This is a genomic window from Bifidobacterium catenulatum subsp. kashiwanohense JCM 15439 = DSM 21854 (assembly GCF_001042615.1).
Classification (GTDB): Bacteria; Actinomycetota; Actinomycetes; order Actinomycetales; family Bifidobacteriaceae; genus Bifidobacterium; species Bifidobacterium catenulatum.
This window is the reverse complement of the sequence record NZ_AP012327.1, coordinates 1,935,161-1,957,442: the sequence shown is the minus strand read 5'-3', so window position 1 is coordinate 1,957,442 and position 22,282 is coordinate 1,935,161. Positions and strand designations below refer to the sequence as shown.

The window sequence follows — 22,282 nt, the reverse complement described above, 5'->3', positions numbered from 1 at the left end:
TGGTCGTATGAAAATCGTGCGTCATTCATATTTCTTATAACGTGCGTCGAAAGCGCTGCCGAAAGGCACTGTGCGCGCGAATCGAAAGCAAACAACGTATGACAGGTAAGAAAAGCGGGCGAAATTGTGGAATCGTCGACGGAATCGAAATCGTAAGAAAATGAAACAATCATGAAAATGATTGTCAAAATTTAAGAAAAGCAACTTTTTGAGACGTGCAAATATTCAGTTCACATGATTTTGTAACGAAAAATCGTTAGTATCTGTGTCAAGAGATATCCGCTCTGTAGAAGAGTGGAATACGATTCGACGAAAGGCTGGCGATGGCCAACAACAGGAACGAACTGAACAAGAATCTGGCGCAGATGCTCAAGGGTGGCGTAATCATGGACGTCACCACCCCGGAACAGGCGAAGATCGCACAGGATGCGGGCGCATGCGCGGTGATGGCGCTCGAACGCATTCCGGCCGATATTCGTGCTGCCGGCGGTGTTTCCCGCATGAGCGATCCGGCCATGATCAAGGGCATTCAGGAAGCCGTGTCTATTCCGGTCATGGCAAAGGTCCGTATTGGTCATGTTGCCGAAGCTCGCATTCTGCAGGCCATCGAAATCGATTACATCGATGAATCCGAAGTGCTAAGCCCCGCGGATGACGTGTACCACATCGACAAGAACCAGTTCGACGTGCCGTTCGTGTGCGGCGCGAAGAACCTGGGCGAAGCGCTGCGCCGTATCGCCGAGGGCGCGTCCATGATCCGCACCAAGGGCGAGCCGGGCACCGGCGATGTGATCCAGGCCGTGCGCCACATGCGCACCATGAACAAGCAGATCCGCGAACTCGTCTCCCTGCGCGACGACGAGGTGTACGAGGCTGCCAAGCAGCTGGCCGTGCCGTACGATCTCGCCAAGTACGTGCACGACAATGGCCGTCTGCCGGTCGTCAACTTCGCCGCAGGTGGCGTGGCCACTCCGGCCGATGCCGCACTCATGATGGAGCTGGGTGTCGAAGGCGTGTTCGTCGGTTCCGGCATCTTCAAGTCCGGAGATCCGGCCAAGCGTGCCGCCGCCATCGTGCAGGCCACCGCCAATTGGCAGGACGCCGATCTACTTGCACGCCTTTCCGAGAACCTCGGTGAGGCCATGGTCGGCATCAACGAAGATGAGATCGAAACCATCATGGCCGCCCGCGGCGAGTGACGGCCCGCACGGCGCATGCGTGACGCCGGCTCCGCGGGCAGCGAGAAGCACCGCGGAGCCGGCACATCCGAAAGCACAGGAACGGTAATGGTTGTAGCAGTTGAATACATTTCGAAGGAAGAATCGGCCGGCGTCGAAGCCGCGAAACATGGCGTGACCGGCATCCTCGCCGTGCAGGGCGCGTTCGCCGAGCACGCCGCCATGCTGGATCGCCTCGGCGCGCCGTGGAAGCTGCTGCGCGCGGCCGAGGATTTCGACGATTCGATCGACCGGGTGATTCTGCCCGGCGGCGAGAGCACCACGCAGGGCAAGCTGCTGCGCTCCACCGGCCTGTTCAAGCCGATTGCAGAGCATATCGCCGCCGGCAAACCGGTGTTCGGTACCTGCGCCGGCATGATTCTGCTGGCCCGCAAGCTCGATAACGACGACAACGTCTACTTCGGCGCGCTTGACGCCGTCGTGCGGCGCAACGCATACGGCCGCCAGCTTGGCTCGTTCGCCGCCACCGCCGATTTCGGCTCCTCTTCCGGTGATTCCGCCGTCGTGGTCGCACCGGGCGAGCATGTTCCGCAGGACGCCCCGGCCGACATCGTGCTCAAAGATTTCCCGCTGGTGTTCATCCGCGGGCCGTTCGTGGCCGAAGTCGGACCGGCCGCCACCGTCGAAACGTCGGTGGACGGCAATGTGGTCGGCTTGCGCCAAGGCAAGATCCTCGCCACGGCGTTCCATCCCGAGCTCACCGACGACACCCGCATCCACGAGCTGTTCCTGAGTTTGTAGCTTGCGATTCTGTGTAGCGCGCGGTCTGTGTTGCTCACGGTCTGCGTAGCACGCTGTGTACTCGCTTGAGCCCGTAGCGCGACGCACGCAAGCATATCGGCGGCTTCCAAGGATATTTCCTTGGGGCCGCCGATTTTTTATCTGTGGACTTTCAGCATCTTTTCAATCCCAACTAATACTGGGGAATTCATCGGAAAAATAATCCCCCGTAATACACCGACTTGTCCACATGCGTCCTGCCCACCCGCAATACGCTTTCGGGCTGCGCGTCTCCGGATGGTGCGGGCGGGTCGTCGTCCGCTGTCGACGGTGCTGCCGGTATACGACACGCCGATGTTTTGTAGGGGTAGCGGTCGATGGGATGCAAATTTCCTTGTTTGAATTGACATGGTACACCGGAAAACCTATACTGTTTCAACAGGTACACAGTTATACCAAAAAGGGAAGGAAATATCCCGAATCAACTGAATGGACAGTTGAAGACATATTGACGTGTATCTACCGCAGCTGGAGTGGGTTCGACGAATGAACGCACGTAAAGCGGGTGCCAACGATGGAACACAAGGAGGAGTACATCATGGAGAAGAAATCCATCAGGATGATTGCGGCGGTGGCCGCTGCGGCGATGCTTGTTCCGCTGGCCGCGTGCGGTGGAGGAAACGCCGCCGACGGCAAGACCACGCTGTCGTTCTTCTCGAACAATTCGCAGGACAAGTACCAGCCGATCATCGACGCGTTCGAAAAGGCCAATCCGGACATCAAGATCGACTACAGCACCACCACCGGTTCCCAGAGTGGCTACCAGCAGACGCTGCAGACTCGAATCTCCGGCGGAAACCTGGCCGACGTCTACATCGTTCCTCCGGAGGCGTTGAGCGATCTGGTCAAAGGCAACTACGCCAAGGACCTGAGCAATGAAAGCTTCATGGATAAAATCGGCGATGCCGCAAAAAAGGCCTATAGCGTGGATGGCAAAGTATACGCCATGGGCGTGAGCACCTGGACCAATGCCTGGGTGTACAACAAGGATCTGCTGAAGAAGGTCGGTTACGACTCCATCCCGGCGACGTGGGATGAATTCCTGACCATGTGCGGCAAACTCAAAGCCGCGGGAATCACCCCATACCTTGAGCCGAAGGATGGACTGGGCAACGCCGTCGAGGGCTGGATCGGCGCTGAATCCGCCAAGCAGGGCGAGGCGCTCGACGCCAAGATCGACGCCGGTAAGGACACGTTCAAGAACGTGTATGGCAAGTACTACGGCGAATGGGACAAGCTGATCAAGCAGAACCTGATGAGCTCCGACGTGTCCGGCCTGAGCGGCGACCAGGTCAAGTCGGAATTCACCGCCGGACGTCTTGCGGTCTATCCTTCCGGCTCGTGGGACATCGACAGCTTCAATGAGACCGGCCTCAACTACGGTTTCGGCCAGATCCCTATGCTGAAGAAGGGTGACACCCCGTACGCGCCGGGCTCCATCGATCCGGCCTTCGGCATCAACAACAAGATCTCCGGAGACAAGCTCAAGGCCGCGGAGAAGTTCTTCACCTTCCTGACCTCCGACGAGGGCCTCAAGCTGTACCAGAAGCAGCTGGGCCTGATCCCGTCCGTCAAGGGCTTCAACGCCACGGTGGACGACCACTTCAAGGACGCCTACGACCTGTACATCAAGACCGGCAACGTGTACCTGAATTCCGCCCACTGGAGCAAGGGCACCACCGCGCTGCGCGCCGAGACCTTCACCCAGCTGCAGCAGGTAGCCCTCGGCTCCATCAGCCCTACGCAGGCCGCGGAGAACCTCGATTCCAAGCTCAAGACCCTCTCCTGATCCATCGCGAACAGACATCCATCGCGGCAGGCTGGCGCGGACCCTTCCGTCCGCGCCACGCCTGGACCTGCCAATCTCACGTTTTGTAGAAAGCAACCAACATGTCAGTATCAACAGCGTCAGCGGCGCGTCCACATTCCGCTGATCAGGTAGAGGCGTTGCATCTCAAGCAGCGTCGTCACCGCAACTTCATGGAGAACTTCGCCTCGGCACGCTTCCTGCTGCCGATCATGGTGGTGTTCATCGTGGTGATCCTCATCCCATTCCTGCAAAGCCTGGTGTTCAGCTTCACCGATTACTCCGGTTACAATTTCGCGGACGCGAAGTTCGTGGGGTTCGCGAACTACGTGCAGTGCTTCAAGGATCCGACGCTGCTCGCGGGCCTCGGCTTCACGCTGCTGTACACGGTGGCCACCACCGTGCTCATCACCGTGATCGCCCTGCCGCTGGCTGTGGTGCTCAACCGCAAGTTCTTCGGCCGTAACTTCGCCCGTTCCCTGTTCTTCTTCTTCTCGGTGCCGTCCATGGCCGTGCTCGGCTTGGTCTGGCAGTACATCTTCTCCCCGCTGAAGTCCGGCGTCGTCAACACGCTGCTCGCCAAGATCGGCATCGATGCGATTCCGTGGTTGTCGAATTCCGAACTTGCCAAATTCTGTGTGATTTTCGTAGCGGTATGGGCTCAGATCGGCTGGCACGCCACGCTGTATCTGGCGTATCTGCAGGCTATCCCCGCCGATATCTACGAACAGGCCGCCGTCGATGGCGCAAACCGTCGCCAGCAGTTCTTCAACATCACACTGCCCCAGATGGTTCCGGCCATGGGTGTGAGCATCTTCATGCTGCTTACCGGTGGTTTGAAGGTCTATGATCTGCCGTATGGCCTCACCAGCGGCGGTCCGGGCTACTCCACCTACACCGTGACCCAGTCCATCATCCTCACGGGCATCGGTTCGAGCCGGTACGGACTGGGCTCCGCACTGGGCGTCATCTTCTTCATCTGCTGCGCGCTGTTGGTCGCCCTGCAGCAGGTAATCACCAATCTGGTAGAAAAGAGGCTGTCATGACTCTGCAGCAACGCGAGCGTATCGGCTCGATCATCCGTTCCGTCGTCGTCATCGCTATCGCGCTGATCTGCGCGGTGCCGCTGTACGTCATCGTCATCAACACGTTCAAAAGCAGCGCCGAGATGTCCATGGACCCGATTGGGTTACCAAAGACATGGAATTTCGAGAACTACACGTATGCATTCGGGCATCTGCCCATTGTCAACGCCTTCAAGAACACCATCATCGTGACGGTGGTCGGCGTCGGTCTGCAGGTGCTGTTCGGCGCGCTCGCCGCATACGGCATGATCCTGAAGAAGAGCAAGTTCACCGCCGTGATCGGCGTGCTGCTCATGCTGTCCTTCATCATCCCCGGCCAGACGCTGCTGATTCCGCAGTACCGCATGGAGGCACAGGTGGGTCTCGTCGATTCGCTGCTCGGCCTGATCGTGCTTTACACGGGCGGCGCGACCTTCTGCTACTTCTTGATCGTGCAGTACATGCGCGGCCTGCCGTATGAGATCATCGAGGCCGCCCGTATCGACGGCGCCGGTCCGTTCCGCATCTTCTGGACGATCGTGCTGCCGCTGATCCGCCCGATCCTGACCACCGTCATCGTGTTCCAGACCATGGGCACGTGGAACGACTTCATGACGCCGAGCGTGTACATCTCGTCGACCAACAAACAGACCATCGTGCTGCAGGTGTTCAACGCGATCAGCACCTTCACGACGAACTGGCCGTTGTTCATGACGGTCACCACCATCGCGCTCATCCCGGTGTTCGTGTTCTTCATCTTCTGCCAGCGTTGGATCGTGGCCGGCCTGGTCGCCGGTTCGGTCAAGGGCTGACCGGTCCTCCTGCTTGCGGGAATTCGACAAGGAGCAGCGTTATGCGCTATGAGGTTGATCTTTCGGAAGCCAGCAAGTTCGCGCGGACGCCCGCATACGGGATCCCCGTCATCCGCGCCGCAGCCGCATGCGGGCCGGATGGCGGGACCCTGGGCGCCACGAACCGCTTCCTGACCCGTGACGGATCGCCATGGATCCCCATCGCCGGCGAGATGCACTATTCGCGGATCGCCGCCGAACGGTGGGACACGGAACTCGCGAAGATGGCCGCGGCGGGCATCGACGTCGTATCCACCTACGTGTTCTGGAACCACCATGAGGAGCGCGAGGGGGAGTGGGATTTCTCCGGCAACAGGAACGTGCGCCGATTCGTGGAATTGTGCGTCCGGCACGGACTGCACGTCATCGTGCGGCTGGGACCGTTCTGCCATGGCGAGGTGCGCAACGGCGGACTTCCCGACTGGCTGTACGGCAAGTCGTATGAGGTCCGTTCCCTCGACGCCGGCTTCCTCGATGCGGTGCGCGGTCTCTACGCGCATATCGCGCAGCAGCTGCGCGGCCTGTATTTCAAGGATGGCGGGCCGATCATCGCGGCCCAGGTCGACAACGAGTACATGGCGTCGTCGGCTCCTTGGGAGATGACCACCGGCATCAGCCGTGAATGGGTGCCGTCCGGCCACGATGGGGCCGGCTACCTGGAACGGCTGCGCGACATCGCGATCGAGGAAGGCATCGACCCGCCGATGTTCACCTGCACCGGCTGGCAGTCACCGGTTCCGGACGACATGCTGCCGCTGTGGGGTGGATACGCGTACCGGCCGTGGCTGTTCTACGACGGCGTCGGTGCCGAGGGGATGACGGAGCATCCCGCCACCGACGAGTACCGATACCGGAGGCTGCATGGCTCCAGCACAAGCGACGGCTTCGATCCCCCGTACGATCCGGACAGCCGCCCGTACGCCTGCTGCGAGATGGGCGGCGGGATGTTCAATTCGTACGATTACCGTTTCGTGCTGCCGAAGCGCTCCGTCGACGCGATGGCCAACATCAAGCTCGGCTCGGGGTGCGATTTCCTCGGCTACTACATGTTCCATGGCGGAACCAACCCGAAGGGCGCGGCCGGATTCCTCAATGAGGGGCAGACCCCGAAACGCTCCTATGATTTCCAAGCGCCCCTTGGCGAATTCGGACAGGTGCGGGAATCCTACCGGCGGCTGCGCACCCTGCACGAGTTCGTCAAAGCCTTCGGGCCGGAACTCGCCGGAATGCCGGTCTCGTTGCAGGACGGGCAGGACCGCATCGATCCGTCCGACTCCGAGACCCTCCGGTATGCCGTGCGCAGCGATGGCGAACGGGGTTTCGTGTCCATCGACAACTTCCAGGACCATGCGCGCGTGCCGAGCCGTCACGGTGAGCAAATCGACGTGACGACGGGTACCGGTGAGCGCATACGGTTCACCGGCATCGGCCTCGCCGAGGGGGAGAACTGCATATTGCCGTTCAACATGGATCTGGACGGCGTGCGGCTCGTCCGCGCCAACCTGCAGCCGGTCACCGTGCTGCGGGTGCCGGGCCGACCGTTCCGCACGTTCGTGTTCCTCAAGCCCGATGGCATGGATGAGCTGACGTTCCATTTCGAAGGCGACATCCAGGACGTCACCGTCGGCAAGGCGGATTTCGAACGCTTCATGGTCCGGGACGCGGCGGAGATCGTATGCGTCACACGAGCGCTCGCCGGGCGGATGACGGTGTTGGACGGAGGCCTCGCCTTCGTCGACGACGACAACGCGTTGCTGTACGAGGACGGCGATGGGTGGACGCTGGAATCGCCCCGCGCCGAAAACGGGATCGCCGCATATCCGGAAGGCTTGCTCGGCTCTCCGCGGCCGGTGGAGCCCGTATCGGTGTATGCGCGTCTGAGAAGACTGCACGCCGATCGGTACGAAATCGCTTTGCCGGCTGGCATGGGACGGCTTTTCCGCGATCAACGGCAGGTCGCCGATGTCATGCTGAACATCGCATACCAGGGCGATATCGGCTGGCTGTTCTGCGGCGATGTGCTGATCGCCGATAATTTCTGCAACGGCGAGACATGGCAGGTCGGATTGCGCGATTACGCGGATGCCATCGATGCCGCTGGTGGAAAGCTGACGCTGGTCGTCACGCCGCTGAGGCGCGGGGTCCGCGTGAAGGTAACATCGTCGATGGCGGCCCGCCTGGAGCAGTCCGATGCGTGCGTCGCTGACGTCACCGACGTGTATGCTACACCGGTGTACCACATGCCGGTGGGCGAATAACGAATGTAATATACAAAAAACCATGGCTTTATGCCAATTACCAAAGGAGATAATCGTGAGTGCGCGACGCAACTTCGAATGGCCGGAACTGCTGACCGCGGATGGCCGCGGCATCGCCTTCGGTGGCGACTACAATCCCGACCAATGGTCCGAGGACATCTGGGACGACGACATCCGCCTGATGAAGCAGGCCGGCGTCAACACCGTGGCCCTCGCCATCTTCAGCTGGGATCGCATCCAACCCACCGAGGATCGTTGGGATTTCGGCTGGCTCGACCGCATCATCGACAAACTCGGCAATGCCGGCATCGTGGTCGACCTGGCCTCCGCGACGGCGACCGCGCCGCTGTGGCTGTACGAAAGCCACCCGGAGGTCCTTCCGCGTGACAAGTACGGCCATCCGGTCAACGCCGGCTCGCGCCAATCCTGGAGCCCGACCAGCCCGGTGTTCAAGGAATACGCGCTGACCCTGTGCCGCAAGCTCGCCGAACGGTACGGCACCAACCCGTATGTGACCGCATGGCACATGGGCAACGAATACGGGTGGAACAACCGCGAGGACTACTCCGACAACGCGCTCGAGGCCTTCCGCGCATGGTGCCGCCGCAAGTACGGCACCATCGACGCGCTCAATCAGGCGTGGGGCACCACCTTCTGGGGCCAGGAGATGAACGGCTTCGACGAAGTGCTCATCCCACGGTTCATGGGCGCCGACTCGATGGTCAACCCCGGCCAGAAGCTCGACTTCGAACGGTTCGGCAACGACATGCTCCTCGACTTCTACAAAGCCGAACGCGACGCGATCGCCGAAATCTGCCCCGACAAGCCGTTCACCACGAACTTCATGGTCTCCACCGACCAGTGCTGCATGGACTACGCCGCCTGGGCCAAGGAAGTGAACTTCGTATCCAACGACCACTACTTCCACGAGGGCGAATCCCACCTCGACGAGCTGGCCTGCTCCGACGCTCTCATGGATTCGCTCGCGCTCGGCAAGCCGTGGTACGTCATGGAACACTCCACCTCGGCGGTGCAGTGGAAGCCGCTTAACACCCGCAAGCGCAAGGGCGAGACCGTGCGTGACTCCCTGGCCCATGTGGCCATGGGCGCCGACGCCATCAACTTCTTCCAGTGGCGCGCGTCCGCGTTCGGTGCCGAAGCGTTCCATTCGGCCATGGTTCCGCACGCCGGCGAGGACACGAAGCTGTTCCGCCAGGTGTGCGAGCTGGGCGCGTCGTTGCACACGCTCGCCGACGCCGGCGTGCAGGGCACCGAATTGGCGCACTCCGACACGGCGATCCTCTTCAGCGCCGAATCGGAATGGGCCACCCGCTCCCAGACCCTGCCGAGCATGAAACTCAACCACTGGCATGACGTGCGTGACTGGTACCGCGCGTTCCTGGACGCGGGCTCGCGCGCCGACATCGTGCCGCTCGCCTACGACTGGAGCTCGTACAAGACCGTCGTGCTGCCGACCGTGCTGATCCTGAGCACCGCCGACACGCAGCGGTTGGCCGACTTCGCGGCCGCCGGCGGCCGCGTGGTGGTCGGCTACGCGACCGGACTGATCGACGAGCATTTCCACACTTGGCTCGGCGGATACCCGGGCGCGGGCGATGGCCTGTTGCGCTCGATGCTGGGCGTCCGCGGCGAGGAATTCAACATCCTCGGCGCCGAAGCCGAAGGCGAGCCGGGCGAGATCCGACTGTCGTCCGCCGACGATTCGGCCGCGCTGGACGGCACCACGACCCGCCTGTGGCAGAACGACGTGAACGTGACCGGCGAACACGCGCAGGTGCTTGCCACGTACGCCGGCGAGGAAGCGGACGAATGGGAGCTCGACGGCACGGCCGCGGTCACCCGTAATCCGTACGGCTCCGGCGAAGCGTATTTCGTCGGCTGCGACCTGGATGTGGCCGATCTGACGAAGCTGGTCCGCGCATATCTCGCGGCCTCGTCGCAGGAGAATGCCGACGTGCTGCACACCGTGCGCGCCTCCGCCGACGCCACCTTCGACTTCTACCTGCCCCGTGGCAAGAAGACGGTCGAATTGCAAGGCATCGAAGGCGAGCCGGTCATCCTGTTCCAGACGGATCGGGAGGAAAAGCCCGGCTCGTACACCGTGCGCCGCAACGGCGTGCTCGTGGTAAGGCGGTAAAGTCGGAAGTCGAATATCGATGACGGATGCGGTTAGGGGGAGATATGGCCGAAGTGAAGCCGGACAAGTCCGACAGGAAACGCGTCACACTGCGTGAAGTGGCGCAAGAGGCCGGAGTCTCCCTCAAAACCGCGTCGAACGTCATCAACCATTCCGGCCGCATGGCCGACGCCACACGCGAAAAAGTGCAGGACGTCATCGACAGGCTCGGCTACCGCGTCAACGTGTCGGCCCGCAATCTCAATCGCGGCAAAACCGGCTTCATCACGCTCGCGGTGCCGAGCCTGACCGCGCCATATTTGGCCGAACTGGCCAACCGGGTGATCGACGCGGCCCGCATCTACGGCTATTCCGTGTACATCACCACGTATGCGGAAGGATCCGCGCAGGGTGCCCGCGCGCTGTTGCGAAACTTCAATGCCACGGTGTCGGACGGCATGATCCTGTCCATCTCCGAAGTCGAGGATCTCGATCCCGAGGACCTGGACGTGGATTATCCGCTGGTCTGCGTGGGCGCGCGGTCCACGCATGGCAAGGCGGACCATGTCACCCCGGACGACGTCCAGGAGGCGCGTCTCGCCGCGCAATACCTGTTCGACCACGGTGCCACGAATCTTGCGGTGATCGGCTCGCGAACCGATCCGGAGCATATCCTCGAGCTGCGCGACGCCGTGGAAGGCAACGCGCAGCTGCGCATGCGAGGCATATTCGAAGCGTGTGCCGACCAAGGCGTCGAATTGGACACACGGCTAGTGCCCAACGTCGGCCAGGATTGGACCATCGGCTCGGGCGCGCGCATGACGCAGCGCATCGTCGACTCCGGCATCCCCTTCGATGGCATCGTGGCGTTCAACGACCAGCTTGCGTTGGGCGCACTGTTCACTTTGGCAGCGAACGGCATCGCGGTGCCCGACCGGGTGCAGGTGATCGGCTTCGACAACAACGAGGAAGCCGCATATTTCCAGCCGCCGCTGACCACCATGGATTCCTGCCTCGACTGGATCGCGCCGACCGCGGTCAGCCGCATCATCAACCGCATCGATGGCAGCCGTACGTTGGAACCGGAGCTCATCACCACCCAATCCCGCATCATAGCCCGCGCCACCACCCGTGCCTAGTGTCGCGTGTTTGGTTTCGCGCCGCCTAGTGCTCCCGCTTTCCGCATGCCTTCTCCTCCCCTGAGTGCCCTCCTCGCTTCCGTCGCAGGCCTTGATTCCGCTCTTCCGGCACTGCCCACGCTATCTGTGCGCCAGCTCCGCCCTTTCCAGAGCAGGCCTTGGACCTACTCTTCCGGTACTGCCCGTGTCGCTTGTTTTGTGTCACGATTCGAAAAAAAGACCAAAATTTTGGATCGTGACACATCACTTTCGGTTCGGGGGTATGTTTTTGAGGCATTTTCCTTGGGAATATGTCGTTTATACCCCCGTATTGCTTTTTTGGAAGGAAAAATGTGTCACGATTCGAAAAAACAGCCGAAATTTCGAATCGTGACACATTTCAGGAGACTCCGCCACTCACCTACGCTTCACCGCGCACCTACGCTCCGCCACCTGCCACGCGCCTCACCGCTCCGGCACGCTTTGCGCCGGGCAGCCGTGCAGCACGGAAAGCATCGCTCGCTTTTCCTGCGTGGTGACGGTCAGTCCGTACTTGTCTTTCACGCCAATCTGCCGAGCCACGTAATCGCAACGGTATTCGCTGTTCGTCGGCAGCCAGTATGCGGCCGAAGCGGAACCCTTTTGCTGATTCGCCGGCCCATCCACGGCCAGCAGATTGTACATGTCGTTGCCGAATTGGTACAGCTTCGTATGATCCCACGTGTTCGCGCCCGACTGCCATGCATTCTCCAACGCGACCACATGGTCGATCTGCACCGCCGAAGACGTTTTCACTCCACGCACGAACTGAATGGTCTGACCGGTATATGGGTCATCGAGTGTACCCGACGCAACTTGGCAGCTGCGGCTGTTCTTATATTGCACGTCCGTCAAATCGCGGGCGAGCACATCTTCGCGCACGTCGCAACCATTGCCGTCGTCGTCGGTTTCTCGGAATCCGAACGCGTCGCGATCATATCCGGCTTTGCTGGGATTGTCGTCAACCGTAAGTTTTTCCAACGTTTCCGCGGCAGTGCCGGTTGCCGTGTATTCGCCGGTAATCTCACCTACGGTCGGATTGATTTTCGGCAGAAGCATGCCGATAGTGACGCCGACTACCGCAACGACGACCAGCAGAATGAGAATGCGTTCCAGCGGACCGTCAGCATTGATCCAACTTTTTTTGAACCGTTTGCCGGCCCGCTGAATATCACGCACGTCCTGCTCAATATTCCGATAATTATAGGAATTACGATTATTCTTTCGTGCCATAAGTATTGAAATAATACATGCAACACACTGAAATTGCGGAATTAGGAATATCAGGCGTAAGTGAACGTCATCGGATCATGACCTGCGCGCGTCGGACCATCAAGCGCGTCAATCGCGGCATGCTCTTCAGGAGCAAGTACGAAACCGAACAGATCGAGATTCTGCTTCTGCCGATCCGCATGCACAGACTTGGGGATGATGATTGTTCCATTTTCGATATGCCAGCGCAGAATCACCTGTGCCGGGGTGATCCCGTGCGCAGCTGCGATACGTTCGATCGTGCCATTTCCAGCGTTCAAATCAGCGCCGCGGGCCATCGGCGAATACGCTTCCACTGCAATGTCGTGCGCCTTGCAGTATTCCACAACCTCGCGCTGCTGCCACGTGGGATGCAGCTCAATCTGGTTGACGGCCGGATATTCACCGGTTTCCTCATACAAGCGGTCAAGATGTTCGGGCATGAAATTGCACACGCCCAGTGTGCGCACGCGGTTTTCCGCGCGAAACTCAGTGAACGCCTTCCACGTCTCACCGGAACGCCAGTTGAACGGCGTCGGCCAGTGCAGCATGTACATGTCCACGTAGTCGAGCTGCAGCAGACCCAGCTGCCGGTCGAACGCCTTGCGTGCGGAATCGTACCCCTGTTCCGAATCGCGCAGCTTCGTGGTCACCCACAGATTCTTGCGATGCTCGCCTTGCGTGAAGCCCGCATTGCGCAGCGCACGCCCCACGCCAGCCTCATTGTTGTATCCCGCGGCACCGTCGATGTGCCGATAGCCGGCTTCCAGCGCGCTCTCAACTACGGGAGTAACGCCCTCATCGTCGATGCGCAGCACGCCCAAACCGATCTGCGGAATCAGATTGCCGTCGGAAAGCGTAACCATCGGAGTATGGAAAGTAGCCATGGAAACAACCCCTTGAATCGAATATGCGATGTTCTCCACACCAGTTTAGCGGGAGGCGTAACGGCCGTAACAATTCCATGCAGGTAAGCGCGCTATAACATTGCGCGGATATGGAGGGCAATATGGATTCAAAGAATGCAATAACTACTCCGCAACCACAATCTCACCAGCATTACGGGCACGCGCTCGCCGGCATCCTCGGCCCCGCTTTTGTGGCGGCTGTGGCATACGTGGACCCAGGCAACGTGGCTGCGAATGTTACTTCCGGAGCCACATACGGCTATCTGCTGGTATGGGTGCTCGTTCTGGCCAACTGCATGAGTGTGCTCATCCAATACCAGTCAGCCAAACTCGGCATCGTCACGGGCCGGAGTCTGCCGGAGATTCTGAGCGAACGTCTAGGGAATGCCGGCCGGTTCATGTTCTTCATGCAGGCTGAGGTGATCGCCATCGCCACGGATCTGGCAGAGGTGATCGGCGGAGCGATTGCACTGAAACTGCTGTTCGGTCTGCCGTTGTTCGTCGGCGGCTGCATTATCGGCGCGATTTCCACGGTGTTGCTGATTTTCCAGAAGGGGCCTACGCATCGTCTTTTCGAGAAGATGATCATCGCGCTGCTGTTGGTGATCACGTTCGGCTTCATCGCGGGTCTTTTCATCGACCCGCCGAATCCCACGCAGGTGGCAACGGGCTTGATCCCGCGTTTCAAAGGGTCTGCGACCGTGCTCATGGCCGCCTCGATGCTGGGAGCCACGGTGATGCCGCATGCGATTTACCTGCATTCCACACTCGTCAATGACCATTATTCCGCGGGGCAAAAGAAGCCCGACATCAAGACGCTGCTGTATGGCAGCAAGGTCGATGTGATATGGGCGTTGCTTCTGGCCGGCACGGTGAATCTGGCGCTGCTGATTCTCGCGGCGAATTCGCTGTATGGCGTGACCGGCACTGATTCGATCGAAGGCGCGCAGCATGCCATCGCCGCCGCTCTGGGCCCTGTTGTCGGCACGATTTTCTCGGTCGGACTGCTGGCTTCCAGCCTGAGCTCCACATCGGTCGGCACGTATGCCGGTGCCGAAATCATGCATGGACTGTTGCGGATCAAAGCGCCGATGTGGGCGTGCCGCGTGGTGACGCTTGTGCCGGCATTGGTTGTACTGTGGTTTGCGAAGAATCCGACGGAGGCGCTGATCATGGGGCAGGTGGTACTGTCGATCGGCATTCCGTTCGCAATCATTCCGCTGATGAAATACACTCACGATCGCTCATTAATGGGCGATTATGTGGATGGTCCAGTGAAATTCGCAATCAATATGGTAGTTGTTTCGCTGATTGTTGCGCTTAATGTGATTCTCGTCTTCCTTACGCTTTCCGGCCGTTCCTGATGCAGATTGCGGATGCTGGCTAGGAGCGGTCGTAATTGTAGACGGTGAATGTTCCTTTGTTGGATCGCTTGGTTTCGTACAGCGCCAGGTCGGCCTGTTTGACGCATTGGCCGAAATCCACGCCGCCTCTGGTATCTTCGCCGTTTCCTCCATCCGTGTTTCTGCTGATATCCGTGTTTCCGCTGATGCGGATGGCGGCAATGCGGCACACGCCTACGCTGCAATGCACGTCTTGCCCGTGCTGTTCCGAGGCGCGTGTCAACTGTTGGAAGAACATGCCCAGCGTGGTTTCGAGCACCTGTTCGCTGGCGGTGTTTCGGATGAGTGCTATGAATTCGTCGCCGCCGTATCGGCAGATGATGTCATCTTGCCAGTAGATGTGCCGAAGCTGGGATGCGACCTCGCGGATCCAGAAATCGCCGACTGTGTGTCCGTATGTGTCGTTGATGGTTTTGAAATTGTCGATGTCGACGAACATCAGCATCGCTTCGTCGTACGAATCCATGAGGTCGAAGTATTTGCGCATGCGTTTATATCCCGCTTCTTTGTTCAGCAAACCGGTCATGCCGTCATGTTCGGCTTTGTACCTTGCTTTTTCGTAGGCGGCCTGTTGCGAGTAGAATCGCATGTTCAGTTCCACGGTGTCCATGATGAACATAATCTGTGTGGAAATCACGATCGCCAAACATTGCAATGAAAAACCGTATGTCAGTGCTTGGTAGATGGTCGCCAATACTGGTAGTACGAAGAACGACATCATGGAAAGGAAAGTAATGCGATCAAGATTCTTGCGATATGAGATCAGCATGAAGAAGCATAATGCGATTCCCGAGACCGCAATTGCTTGCGAAAGAAGATAGAAATTACCGCGATGGTAAAGATTGTGGTCATCGAAATAGTAGAAAAGACCAGTGAATTGTGTGATGATAAGTAAGAGAATTCCAATTACGGATAATGCGTAGACGGTATGCAATGCGGCTGGTTTGCGATGCTGATTTTTGCTCACTGTCAACCAAACATAGGTTGCGAAGAAACTCATGAAAATATAGTTGATGCAGAATACTGAGAAATTGCTTATGCGAACTATATAGTATGTGGTTTCGTCTGCATTTGCGTGAAAATACCAGCTGAGCGCGTCGGATCCAAGAAGAAGCATGCAGGCGATCTGCATGAGTATTTTGATGCGAGTTCGTCTGGTTTTTTGTGGTGTTGCAATGAAAATTCCGCCTGCGAAAATCAGACATATGAAAATGCCCCACAACTCCATGCAGATGTGGAACATGGCCCTGACTGGTATCATCCCTCTCTCTCTCTCCGACGTTGCCTGCGCCGAAAACCTGCCTATCTCTTTCGTGTGTCATGATACCTCTAAATAGGGAGCGTTACCCAGAAATGACAAAAACAGGAATCCGCAGGTGAATATCCATGCCTCTGTCATACGGGCTATCATATAGTTTGTGCGTTTGAATGTGGAGAAGGTGATTGATGTCAGCGAAGCGGAGCATGTCCCGAGCGCTTGCTCGAGAGGAATCGTATCAGAACGGTCATTTAACGCGCACGGCGTTTATTTCCATTGCGGTTCTTACATTTATTACGTTCGTCGGTAATTTCACGCAATTGCAGTTAAGCGCCGCGTTGCCGACGATCGTCAGTGATTTTGGTATTTCCGTTACGACCGGTCAGTGGCTGACGTCGATTTTCCAGCTGGTCATGGGCGTGATGGTGCCGCTTACGGCATACCTTACGAGACGTTTTTCGACGCGCGAAATCGTGCTTGTTTCCATGGTTGTGTTCACGATCGGTTCACTGTTCGCTTGGCTTGGTCCAACTTTTTTGATGGTGCTGATCGGGCGTTTGCTTGAGGCGGTTGGCACGGGTGTGATGTGGCCGGTGTTGCAGATCACGGTGTTTTCGATTTATCCGCTGTCTCGCCGTGGTTTCGCAATGGGTACGGTTGGTGTGGCGATGAGCGTGGCTCCGGCGATCGGTCCGACGCTTGGCGGTGTGCAGACGGACTTGAACGGTTGGCGTTCAATTTTCCTCACGTTGACCATTATCGGCGTAATTTCGCTGCTTCTTGCCTATTTTGGATTGCATAATTTCGGTGAGAATGATAAAACCGCGAAGGCTGACTTTTTTTCCGTTGGACTGTCTATTTTCGGTTTCGGCGGGCTAATGTTCGGCTTTACGAATATTGAATCGTATTCGTTTGTAAATCCTATGGTTTGGTTGCCAATGGTGATTGGCGTTGTGGGAATTATTTGGTTTGTGCTTCGCCAGATTCATGGCGCGCGCAGGCAGATTGAAAATCCTGAAGCGCAGCCGCCACTGTTGAATTTGAGCGTGTTGAAGAATCGTAGTTTTACTGTTGGCACGATCACGGCCGCGCTCTCGTTCTTCGCGTTCAGTTCGATTATGGTGATCATGCCCCTGTACATTCAGGATTGCCGTGGCTATTCTGCTGCGATTAGCGGCCTGGTGATGCTTCCGGGTGCTTTGGGCCAGTGCATTTCGCAGTTTTTCGGTGGTAAGATACTTGACCGTTTCGGTGCACGCCCGGTGGCGTTGGTAGGCACGATTACCTTGTGTTTCGGCACAGTCATGATGAGTTTGATTTCCATGACCTCGTGGATTTGGTGGGTGTCGATTTGGCAGTTTGTGCGCCAGATCGGCATGGGTTTCGTGTTGATGCCGATCACCACATGGTCACTGAATTGTTTGGAACCGGAAGAGGTGAGCGCCGGATCCGCGGTGACGAATACGGTTCGTCAGATTGCGGGCGCGATTGGCGCTCCGGTGTTGGTGATTTTGATGGAGACGTTCACGTCTCTTCGTTGGACTGCGCTCGGTGGCAAAAAAGCCGTGTATGCGGCTGCCAACGTGTTCGGCATTCAGTGGGCGCTTCGTATCAGTGCGGCAATCTGCTTCGTGATGGTGCTAATGGTGTTCTTCGGCGTGCGCGGCCAGGGTGCCGGTTCCACGCATGAAACCGTGCAACGCGCCCTCAACCGTAGGCGTGCCGCCTGACCGTGCATGCTGCGACGGCTACTCTTCTTCGTTGGGCTTGTATTCCACTACGCTGAGGGCCACCACGCCTGCGCTGGTGCGCACGAACACATTGGCGCTCCCGCCTACGGCTTCCAAGCCTTCCACCAGGTGTGAGATTGGTTCGGAATCAAGCACCGGCAGCACTTGCGCCACGCCGTCTGCGTCGGTGACGGTGAGCGTATCGTCCAAATAGCCGGAGGCGAGCGTTTCGTCGATGGCGCTTTCGAATTCGGACAGCTTGCTGATTTCCTCTTCGGCGGCCTTGTTTGCGGCCACTTCCACAGCTTGCGCCACTTCTTCACGCATTGCCTCTTCGCTCATGATTGCCTCTTTTGCTATTGCCTCTTTTTGTTAAGCGCCGTTTTGTAACCTATAGACTATCGGATGAACGTATCAGAACTATTCCAAATGCCGGAAAGTGTCCATATAGTGGCACTCTTGTGAAGGCGTCATCCTACATGCGTGCGGGAAACATATGCGGGGATGAACGCGGGTAGCGTTCACGAGAAGAGATGTTGTGAGAGATGTTGTGAAAAACGATGCGTAAGACTTTCGGTTGCAACATATGATTGCATACGATTGCGGATTGCGTGGAACAGGAAGATGAAACGGGAATATGGAACAGGAAAGGAGCGTGCATGACTAGACTTGGCGACGTTCAGCGCAATGAAACGCATCGCGAAACGCGTTCAACGTTGCTGACAGCTTTGCTTTGGTTGGTCACCGCGGTCATTGTGGTGGCGATGTTGTTGCGCATGCTGCCGAATAATCTTGATGGCAAACGCTATGTGCCTCTGGTTGTTGCGCTGATGCCGTGGCTGGGTTTGCTTTCCGCTGTGATTGCGGTTTTTGCTCTGACAATTCGCCGTATCGGCAAACGAAGGGCGTTGGCTGCATTGAGCGCGGTATGCGTGGTCATACAGGTCGCTTGGCATTGGGGGTATGTTGTGCCGGCTGCCAGCTCTGCCGCACAGCCCATGGCAACGGTTCGTGTTATGACGTTCAACACGAAGCAGGGTGTTGCCGATGCGCAACAAATCGTTGAAACAATACGCGAAGAGCATATCGAAGTCTTGGCAATGCAAGAGGTTTCTTCGGATTTGCTGAACAGACTGAACGATGAGGGAATCGCAGATTATCTTCCATATTTCGTTATTCCGCAGCTTACGTGGCATGATAATGGCGGTGTGAATGTGCTGTACAGTGCGCATCCATTGCAGGAAACAACTGAGAATCTTATTCCTATAGAATCAAGCAGCATCCCTGCTGCAACTGTTGTGCTCAACGGAAGAAATGTGAGATTCGGGTCGGTACATCCTTTTTCTCCGCGTCCCAGAAATCAAGGTCTATGGAATAAAAGTTTGGATTCTATCGCTCAATTACAGCATTATGATAATAATGAATCATATGTTTTGATGGGTGATTTTAATTCCACGTGGGATCATGCAAGTTTTAGATATTTGCTTGGTGATCGTTTTACTGACGCTGGTCAGAGCGCGGGGGAGGGCCTGCATATGACGTTCCCTGCAGTATTTCCGATTGCTGAAATCGACCATATTATTTACGACAAGGGCGTGCGTGCAACTGATCTTGCAACCAAGCGGATTCAAGGTTCCGACCATCTCGCACTGCTTGCCACCCTAACCATTGCATAGCGGCGGAAAGTGGCGGCGGAAACGAACTTCTGCGATAAGCCTGCAACTAAAGAAGCACGCTCCTTTGTCGAGGGTATATATGTTTCCTGAGGTATCCCTGAAGGGGTAAAACGGTTAAACCCCAAATTGTAATATCTATGCCTGAGGTAAGATTGAGGATTGTAGTTTCCATAAGTTAGGTAGAGATACAAAGGGGTGTGCGGTATGCATATCATGTTCGTCTGTACAGGCAATATCTGCCGGTCGCCTATGGGCGAACTCTTGCTCACTCGCTACCTCGCTGGCACCACTGTGCAGGTTTCTAGCGCCGGCACGCGTGGCCTTCCGCGATGCCAGATGGATCCGTCCAGTGCCAGACTTATGACCAGCGTCAACATTGAACCAAGCGGATTCCGATCCCGCAGACTCACCCGATCTATGGCTGAGAGTGCTGATCTGATTCTCTGCTTCGAGAAAGAACAGCGCAAAGACATCGTTGCCCTCGCGCCAGGCGCGGTCCGTTATACATTTCTGCTTAACGACTTCGCCAACATGTGCCAATACTGCGCGCAAAACGGCATGGTAAGCGGACTGACCATCCAGGAGCGTCTCGCATCCGTTATCAAAGTCTCTTCCATGATTCGTCCGATGTTGCCCACTCCCAAAGATATCGATGACCCGCACGGCAAGTCGTTCGACAAGTTCCGTATCGCGGCCAACCAGACCAATAATGCTCTGCGAACCATGCTGAAAAGCATGAAAAAGCATTACAGCATGGGTATAGCGCCTGTGCGCTCGCAGATTTGTTCTGGGCAGCCCATTACCACCTACAATATGTGGGCTTAGATGGCAGTGGCCGTCATGGTCGACGATTTCGTGCCGGCGCTTTCAGTCAGTGCCGGCACGAATCGGTCAGTACTGGTAGTTGACCTCGTTAGTCATTTTGCCGGATGGTGTCTGATCGATGGTTAGATCGCTTTCGGCCTTCGGCGAGGTGGTCACGTCGAAATCGAAAGTCACGCTTTCCCCGGGGGTGATATAAGCCACATTGGTGACCAGTTTTTGATCATCCATCACAGCATTGCTTTGGTCTCGTACGTCTCCGGATGAGGTGATCTCGCTGATGGAACCACCCTTCGGCGCGTAAAACAGCATACGTTGCGCAGACGTTCCCGGAGCCGCAACAGGCTTACCCGTTACACCTGCCTGCTCGCCGCCCAGAATATAGCCGGTGCAGGTGGCCATTTCGCTGGAAGTCAGCGTATTGGTCAACGTGTAGGTGACATGGTAGGTTTTCGACCCATCGGCATTCTGACCGGTTTTGGTAATCTGTGCCTTACGGTTGATATACCATCCCAACTTCGACGGATTCTGTTCGTTGAGGTAAATGCCCACTTCCGGATCGGTCTCGCTGTCTGGAGTGCCCTTGGCGAGTCCGGCACCTTGGAAATATTTGGCTTCATCATCATGGAACGTGTATGCGTAGAAATGACGGTTCTTAGTTAATTCGCCGATGCTTTGAGCCACCTTCATCATCTTGGTGATGTCCATGTTGCTGAAGGCGTTGTTCATGATGGTGGAGGCGATGTATTCGAAATACGTGTCTTGTAGAGATACGGGAACTTCCTTATAGATGGTGTTGAGCATGTATTCAGCGGTATTTTTGCCGGTGAGCACAGTACCATCTTCCAGCGTCACATTGCCGTTGATCTCTACCATTTTCTGGATGAACACCGGATCGATAGATACGATACCGTCAACATCGCAAGCATATTGGGAACGCTGCCAAGCTTCATTCATCATTTCCGCATTGCGGGCGATGTCTGGCACCGCGAACGTGTCGCGAATATCGAAGGAGAATCCCAGAGGCCCCTTGAACACGGCATGTTCCGAAGCATTGCCATTACTGCCGTTAATGAAGTCTCCATTGTGATGGAACTCACCGACCTGAATTTGTCCATGATCGGTCTGCAACGTACCCATGGAGCCCACCAGTCCGCCGCCGGAACGTTGTTCGGAAGTGGTCTGCGCCACCAGCAGATACGTTCGGGCACCGTTCTGTCCCAAGAAGGAGGGGAGCATCTGTAGCGCATTGTTCACTTGCTCCACCATATCCGTAACCTTGGTGAACTGGCTGCGACTCTGCGAATATGCCTTCTTCACCATGCCGATACGTGGTTCAGGCAGATTGCTGAGCTTCGAATTCAACGACTTCACCTGCTTGCTTACCGAAGAGAAGTCGTCTTGCGCATCCACAATGGGCTGAAGATTCAACTGGCCATTCTCGCCGCTGATCTGCGCGTTCGCAAGCTGTTGTACCACATCGGTGAGTGACGGCAGTGTTTGTTGCACTAAATCATCCACCACCTGCGTCATGCCCTGCACGTTGGTAACATCACCGCCCACAACCGGCATCTTCGACAGCATGTTCCACAGTGTTCCATTGGCAATATCTCTTGCCGCGGCGGTATGGGTCCGCGCCTGCTTGATTGCGGCATCCGACGCTTGCACATCCTTCAACGTATTGACGTCGGTGATGGCCGAAAGAGACGAGACCGCCTGCTCCTCGTGAGCTTTGACTTCCTTCGCCTGCTTGTAGAAATTCAGACCGACGACGCCTCCGGCAATGACCAGCAGGATGAGCAGTGCCGTAATAACAAGCAATGTATTGCGAAGCTTGTGAGAACGGGCGGCGTGAGTGCTCGCATGTTGAGACATTAATCCCCCTCTGTTAGGTGTTCCAGCTTTTTATCATGGCACATTCGTATGGATAAATAGTGAAAAA

General features: G+C 57.2%; 17 protein-coding genes. 12 read left to right on the top strand and 5 right to left on the bottom strand.

The window, feature by feature from the left end; all coding sequences use genetic code 11:
• Positions 1 to 323: 323 nt before the first annotated feature.
• From pdxS to BBKW_RS08290, 8 genes are all read left to right on the top strand, one after another.
• The gene (gene pdxS / locus BBKW_RS08325) at positions 324 to 1,199 is read left to right on the top strand and encodes a pyridoxal 5'-phosphate synthase lyase subunit PdxS (protein ID WP_033501409.1); all 876 of its coding nucleotides are present in this window, start codon (positions 324 to 326) and stop codon (positions 1,197 to 1,199) included.
• Positions 1,200 to 1,286: 87 nt separating this feature from the next.
• Positions 1,287 to 1,979, top strand: a complete 693-nt coding sequence (gene pdxT, locus BBKW_RS08320; RefSeq protein ID WP_033501503.1) for a pyridoxal 5'-phosphate synthase glutaminase subunit PdxT — start codon at positions 1,287 to 1,289, stop codon at positions 1,977 to 1,979.
• 577 nt (positions 1,980 to 2,556) lie between these two features.
• The gene (locus BBKW_RS08315; RefSeq protein WP_033501408.1) at positions 2,557 to 3,807 is read left to right on the top strand and encodes an ABC transporter substrate-binding protein; all 1,251 of its coding nucleotides are present in this window, start codon (positions 2,557 to 2,559) and stop codon (positions 3,805 to 3,807) included.
• Positions 3,808 to 3,998: 191 nt separating this feature from the next.
• The gene (locus tag BBKW_RS08310) at positions 3,999 to 4,871 is read left to right on the top strand and encodes a carbohydrate ABC transporter permease (RefSeq protein ID WP_003809796.1); all 873 of its coding nucleotides are present in this window, start codon (positions 3,999 to 4,001) and stop codon (positions 4,869 to 4,871) included.
• Positions 4,868 to 5,701: a carbohydrate ABC transporter permease gene (locus tag BBKW_RS08305; protein WP_003809794.1), complete on the top strand. Its 834-nt coding sequence runs from the start codon at positions 4,868 to 4,870 to the stop codon at positions 5,699 to 5,701. The genes BBKW_RS08310 and BBKW_RS08305 overlap by 4 nt, the downstream gene beginning before the upstream one ends.
• Positions 5,702 to 5,742: 41 nt before the next feature.
• Positions 5,743 to 7,998 (top strand): beta-galactosidase, encoded by a 2,256-nt coding sequence (locus BBKW_RS08300; protein ID WP_033501407.1) that lies wholly within the window; start codon positions 5,743 to 5,745, stop codon positions 7,996 to 7,998.
• A 22-nt stretch (positions 7,999 to 8,020) separates the two neighbouring features.
• Positions 8,021 to 10,156, top strand: coding sequence for a beta-galactosidase (locus BBKW_RS08295; RefSeq protein WP_229027278.1), 2,136 nt, complete (start codon positions 8,021 to 8,023; stop codon positions 10,154 to 10,156).
• Between the two features lie 44 nt (positions 10,157 to 10,200).
• Positions 10,201 to 11,274, top strand: coding sequence for a LacI family DNA-binding transcriptional regulator (locus BBKW_RS08290; RefSeq protein WP_011743697.1), 1,074 nt, complete (start codon positions 10,201 to 10,203; stop codon positions 11,272 to 11,274).
• A 444-nt stretch (positions 11,275 to 11,718) separates the two neighbouring features.
• Here the strand turns inward: BBKW_RS08290 and BBKW_RS08285 are convergent, their stop codons facing one another.
• Complete coding sequence (locus BBKW_RS08285) at positions 11,719 to 12,525, bottom strand: HNH endonuclease family protein (RefSeq protein ID WP_228428999.1); 807 nt, start codon at positions 12,523 to 12,525, stop codon at positions 11,719 to 11,721.
• A 50-nt stretch (positions 12,526 to 12,575) separates the two neighbouring features.
• Positions 12,576 to 13,430 carry an aldo/keto reductase gene (locus tag BBKW_RS08280; RefSeq protein WP_033501501.1) on the bottom strand — a complete coding sequence of 285 codons (855 nt, stop codon included), beginning with the start codon at positions 13,428 to 13,430 and terminating at the stop codon, positions 12,576 to 12,578.
• Positions 13,431 to 13,552: 122 nt separating this feature from the next.
• Between BBKW_RS08280 and BBKW_RS08275 the strand changes: the two genes are divergently transcribed.
• A complete protein-coding gene (locus tag BBKW_RS08275; RefSeq protein WP_231858478.1) occupies positions 13,553 to 14,815 on the top strand; it encodes an Nramp family divalent metal transporter in 1,263 nt (420 codons plus the stop codon).
• A 19-nt stretch (positions 14,816 to 14,834) separates the two neighbouring features.
• Here BBKW_RS08275 and BBKW_RS08270 read toward each other — a convergent pair whose 3' ends face one another.
• A complete protein-coding gene (locus tag BBKW_RS08270; protein WP_231858477.1) occupies positions 14,835 to 15,623 on the bottom strand; it encodes a GGDEF domain-containing protein in 789 nt (262 codons plus the stop codon).
• A gap of 677 nt (positions 15,624 to 16,300) precedes the next feature.
• Here BBKW_RS08270 and BBKW_RS08260 point away from each other — a divergent pair.
• On the top strand, positions 16,301 to 17,842 hold the full coding sequence (locus tag BBKW_RS08260; protein ID WP_033501403.1) for an MDR family MFS transporter: 1,542 nt from the start codon (positions 16,301 to 16,303) through the stop codon (positions 17,840 to 17,842).
• Positions 17,843 to 17,860: 18 nt separating this feature from the next.
• Here BBKW_RS08260 and BBKW_RS08255 read toward each other — a convergent pair whose 3' ends face one another.
• A complete protein-coding gene (locus BBKW_RS08255; protein WP_193786592.1) occupies positions 17,861 to 18,184 on the bottom strand; it encodes a hypothetical protein in 324 nt (107 codons plus the stop codon).
• Between the two features lie 317 nt (positions 18,185 to 18,501).
• Here BBKW_RS08255 and BBKW_RS08250 point away from each other — a divergent pair, with 317 nt between their 5' ends.
• Together BBKW_RS08250 and BBKW_RS08245 are read left to right on the top strand one after the other, a co-directional pair.
• Entirely contained in the window at positions 18,502 to 19,518 is a 1,017-nt protein-coding gene (locus BBKW_RS08250) for an endonuclease/exonuclease/phosphatase family protein (protein ID WP_033501401.1), read from the top strand.
• Between the two features lie 204 nt (positions 19,519 to 19,722).
• Positions 19,723 to 20,343, top strand: coding sequence for an arsenate-mycothiol transferase ArsC (locus tag BBKW_RS08245; RefSeq protein WP_048349540.1), 621 nt, complete (start codon positions 19,723 to 19,725; stop codon positions 20,341 to 20,343).
• Between the two features lie 66 nt (positions 20,344 to 20,409).
• On the opposite strand, the gene BBKW_RS08240 is transcribed toward BBKW_RS08245, so the two are convergent.
• Positions 20,410 to 22,215, bottom strand: a complete 1,806-nt coding sequence (locus BBKW_RS08240) for a DUF4012 domain-containing protein (RefSeq protein WP_033501400.1) — start codon at positions 22,213 to 22,215, stop codon at positions 20,410 to 20,412.
• Positions 22,216 to 22,282 lie beyond the last annotated feature (67 nt).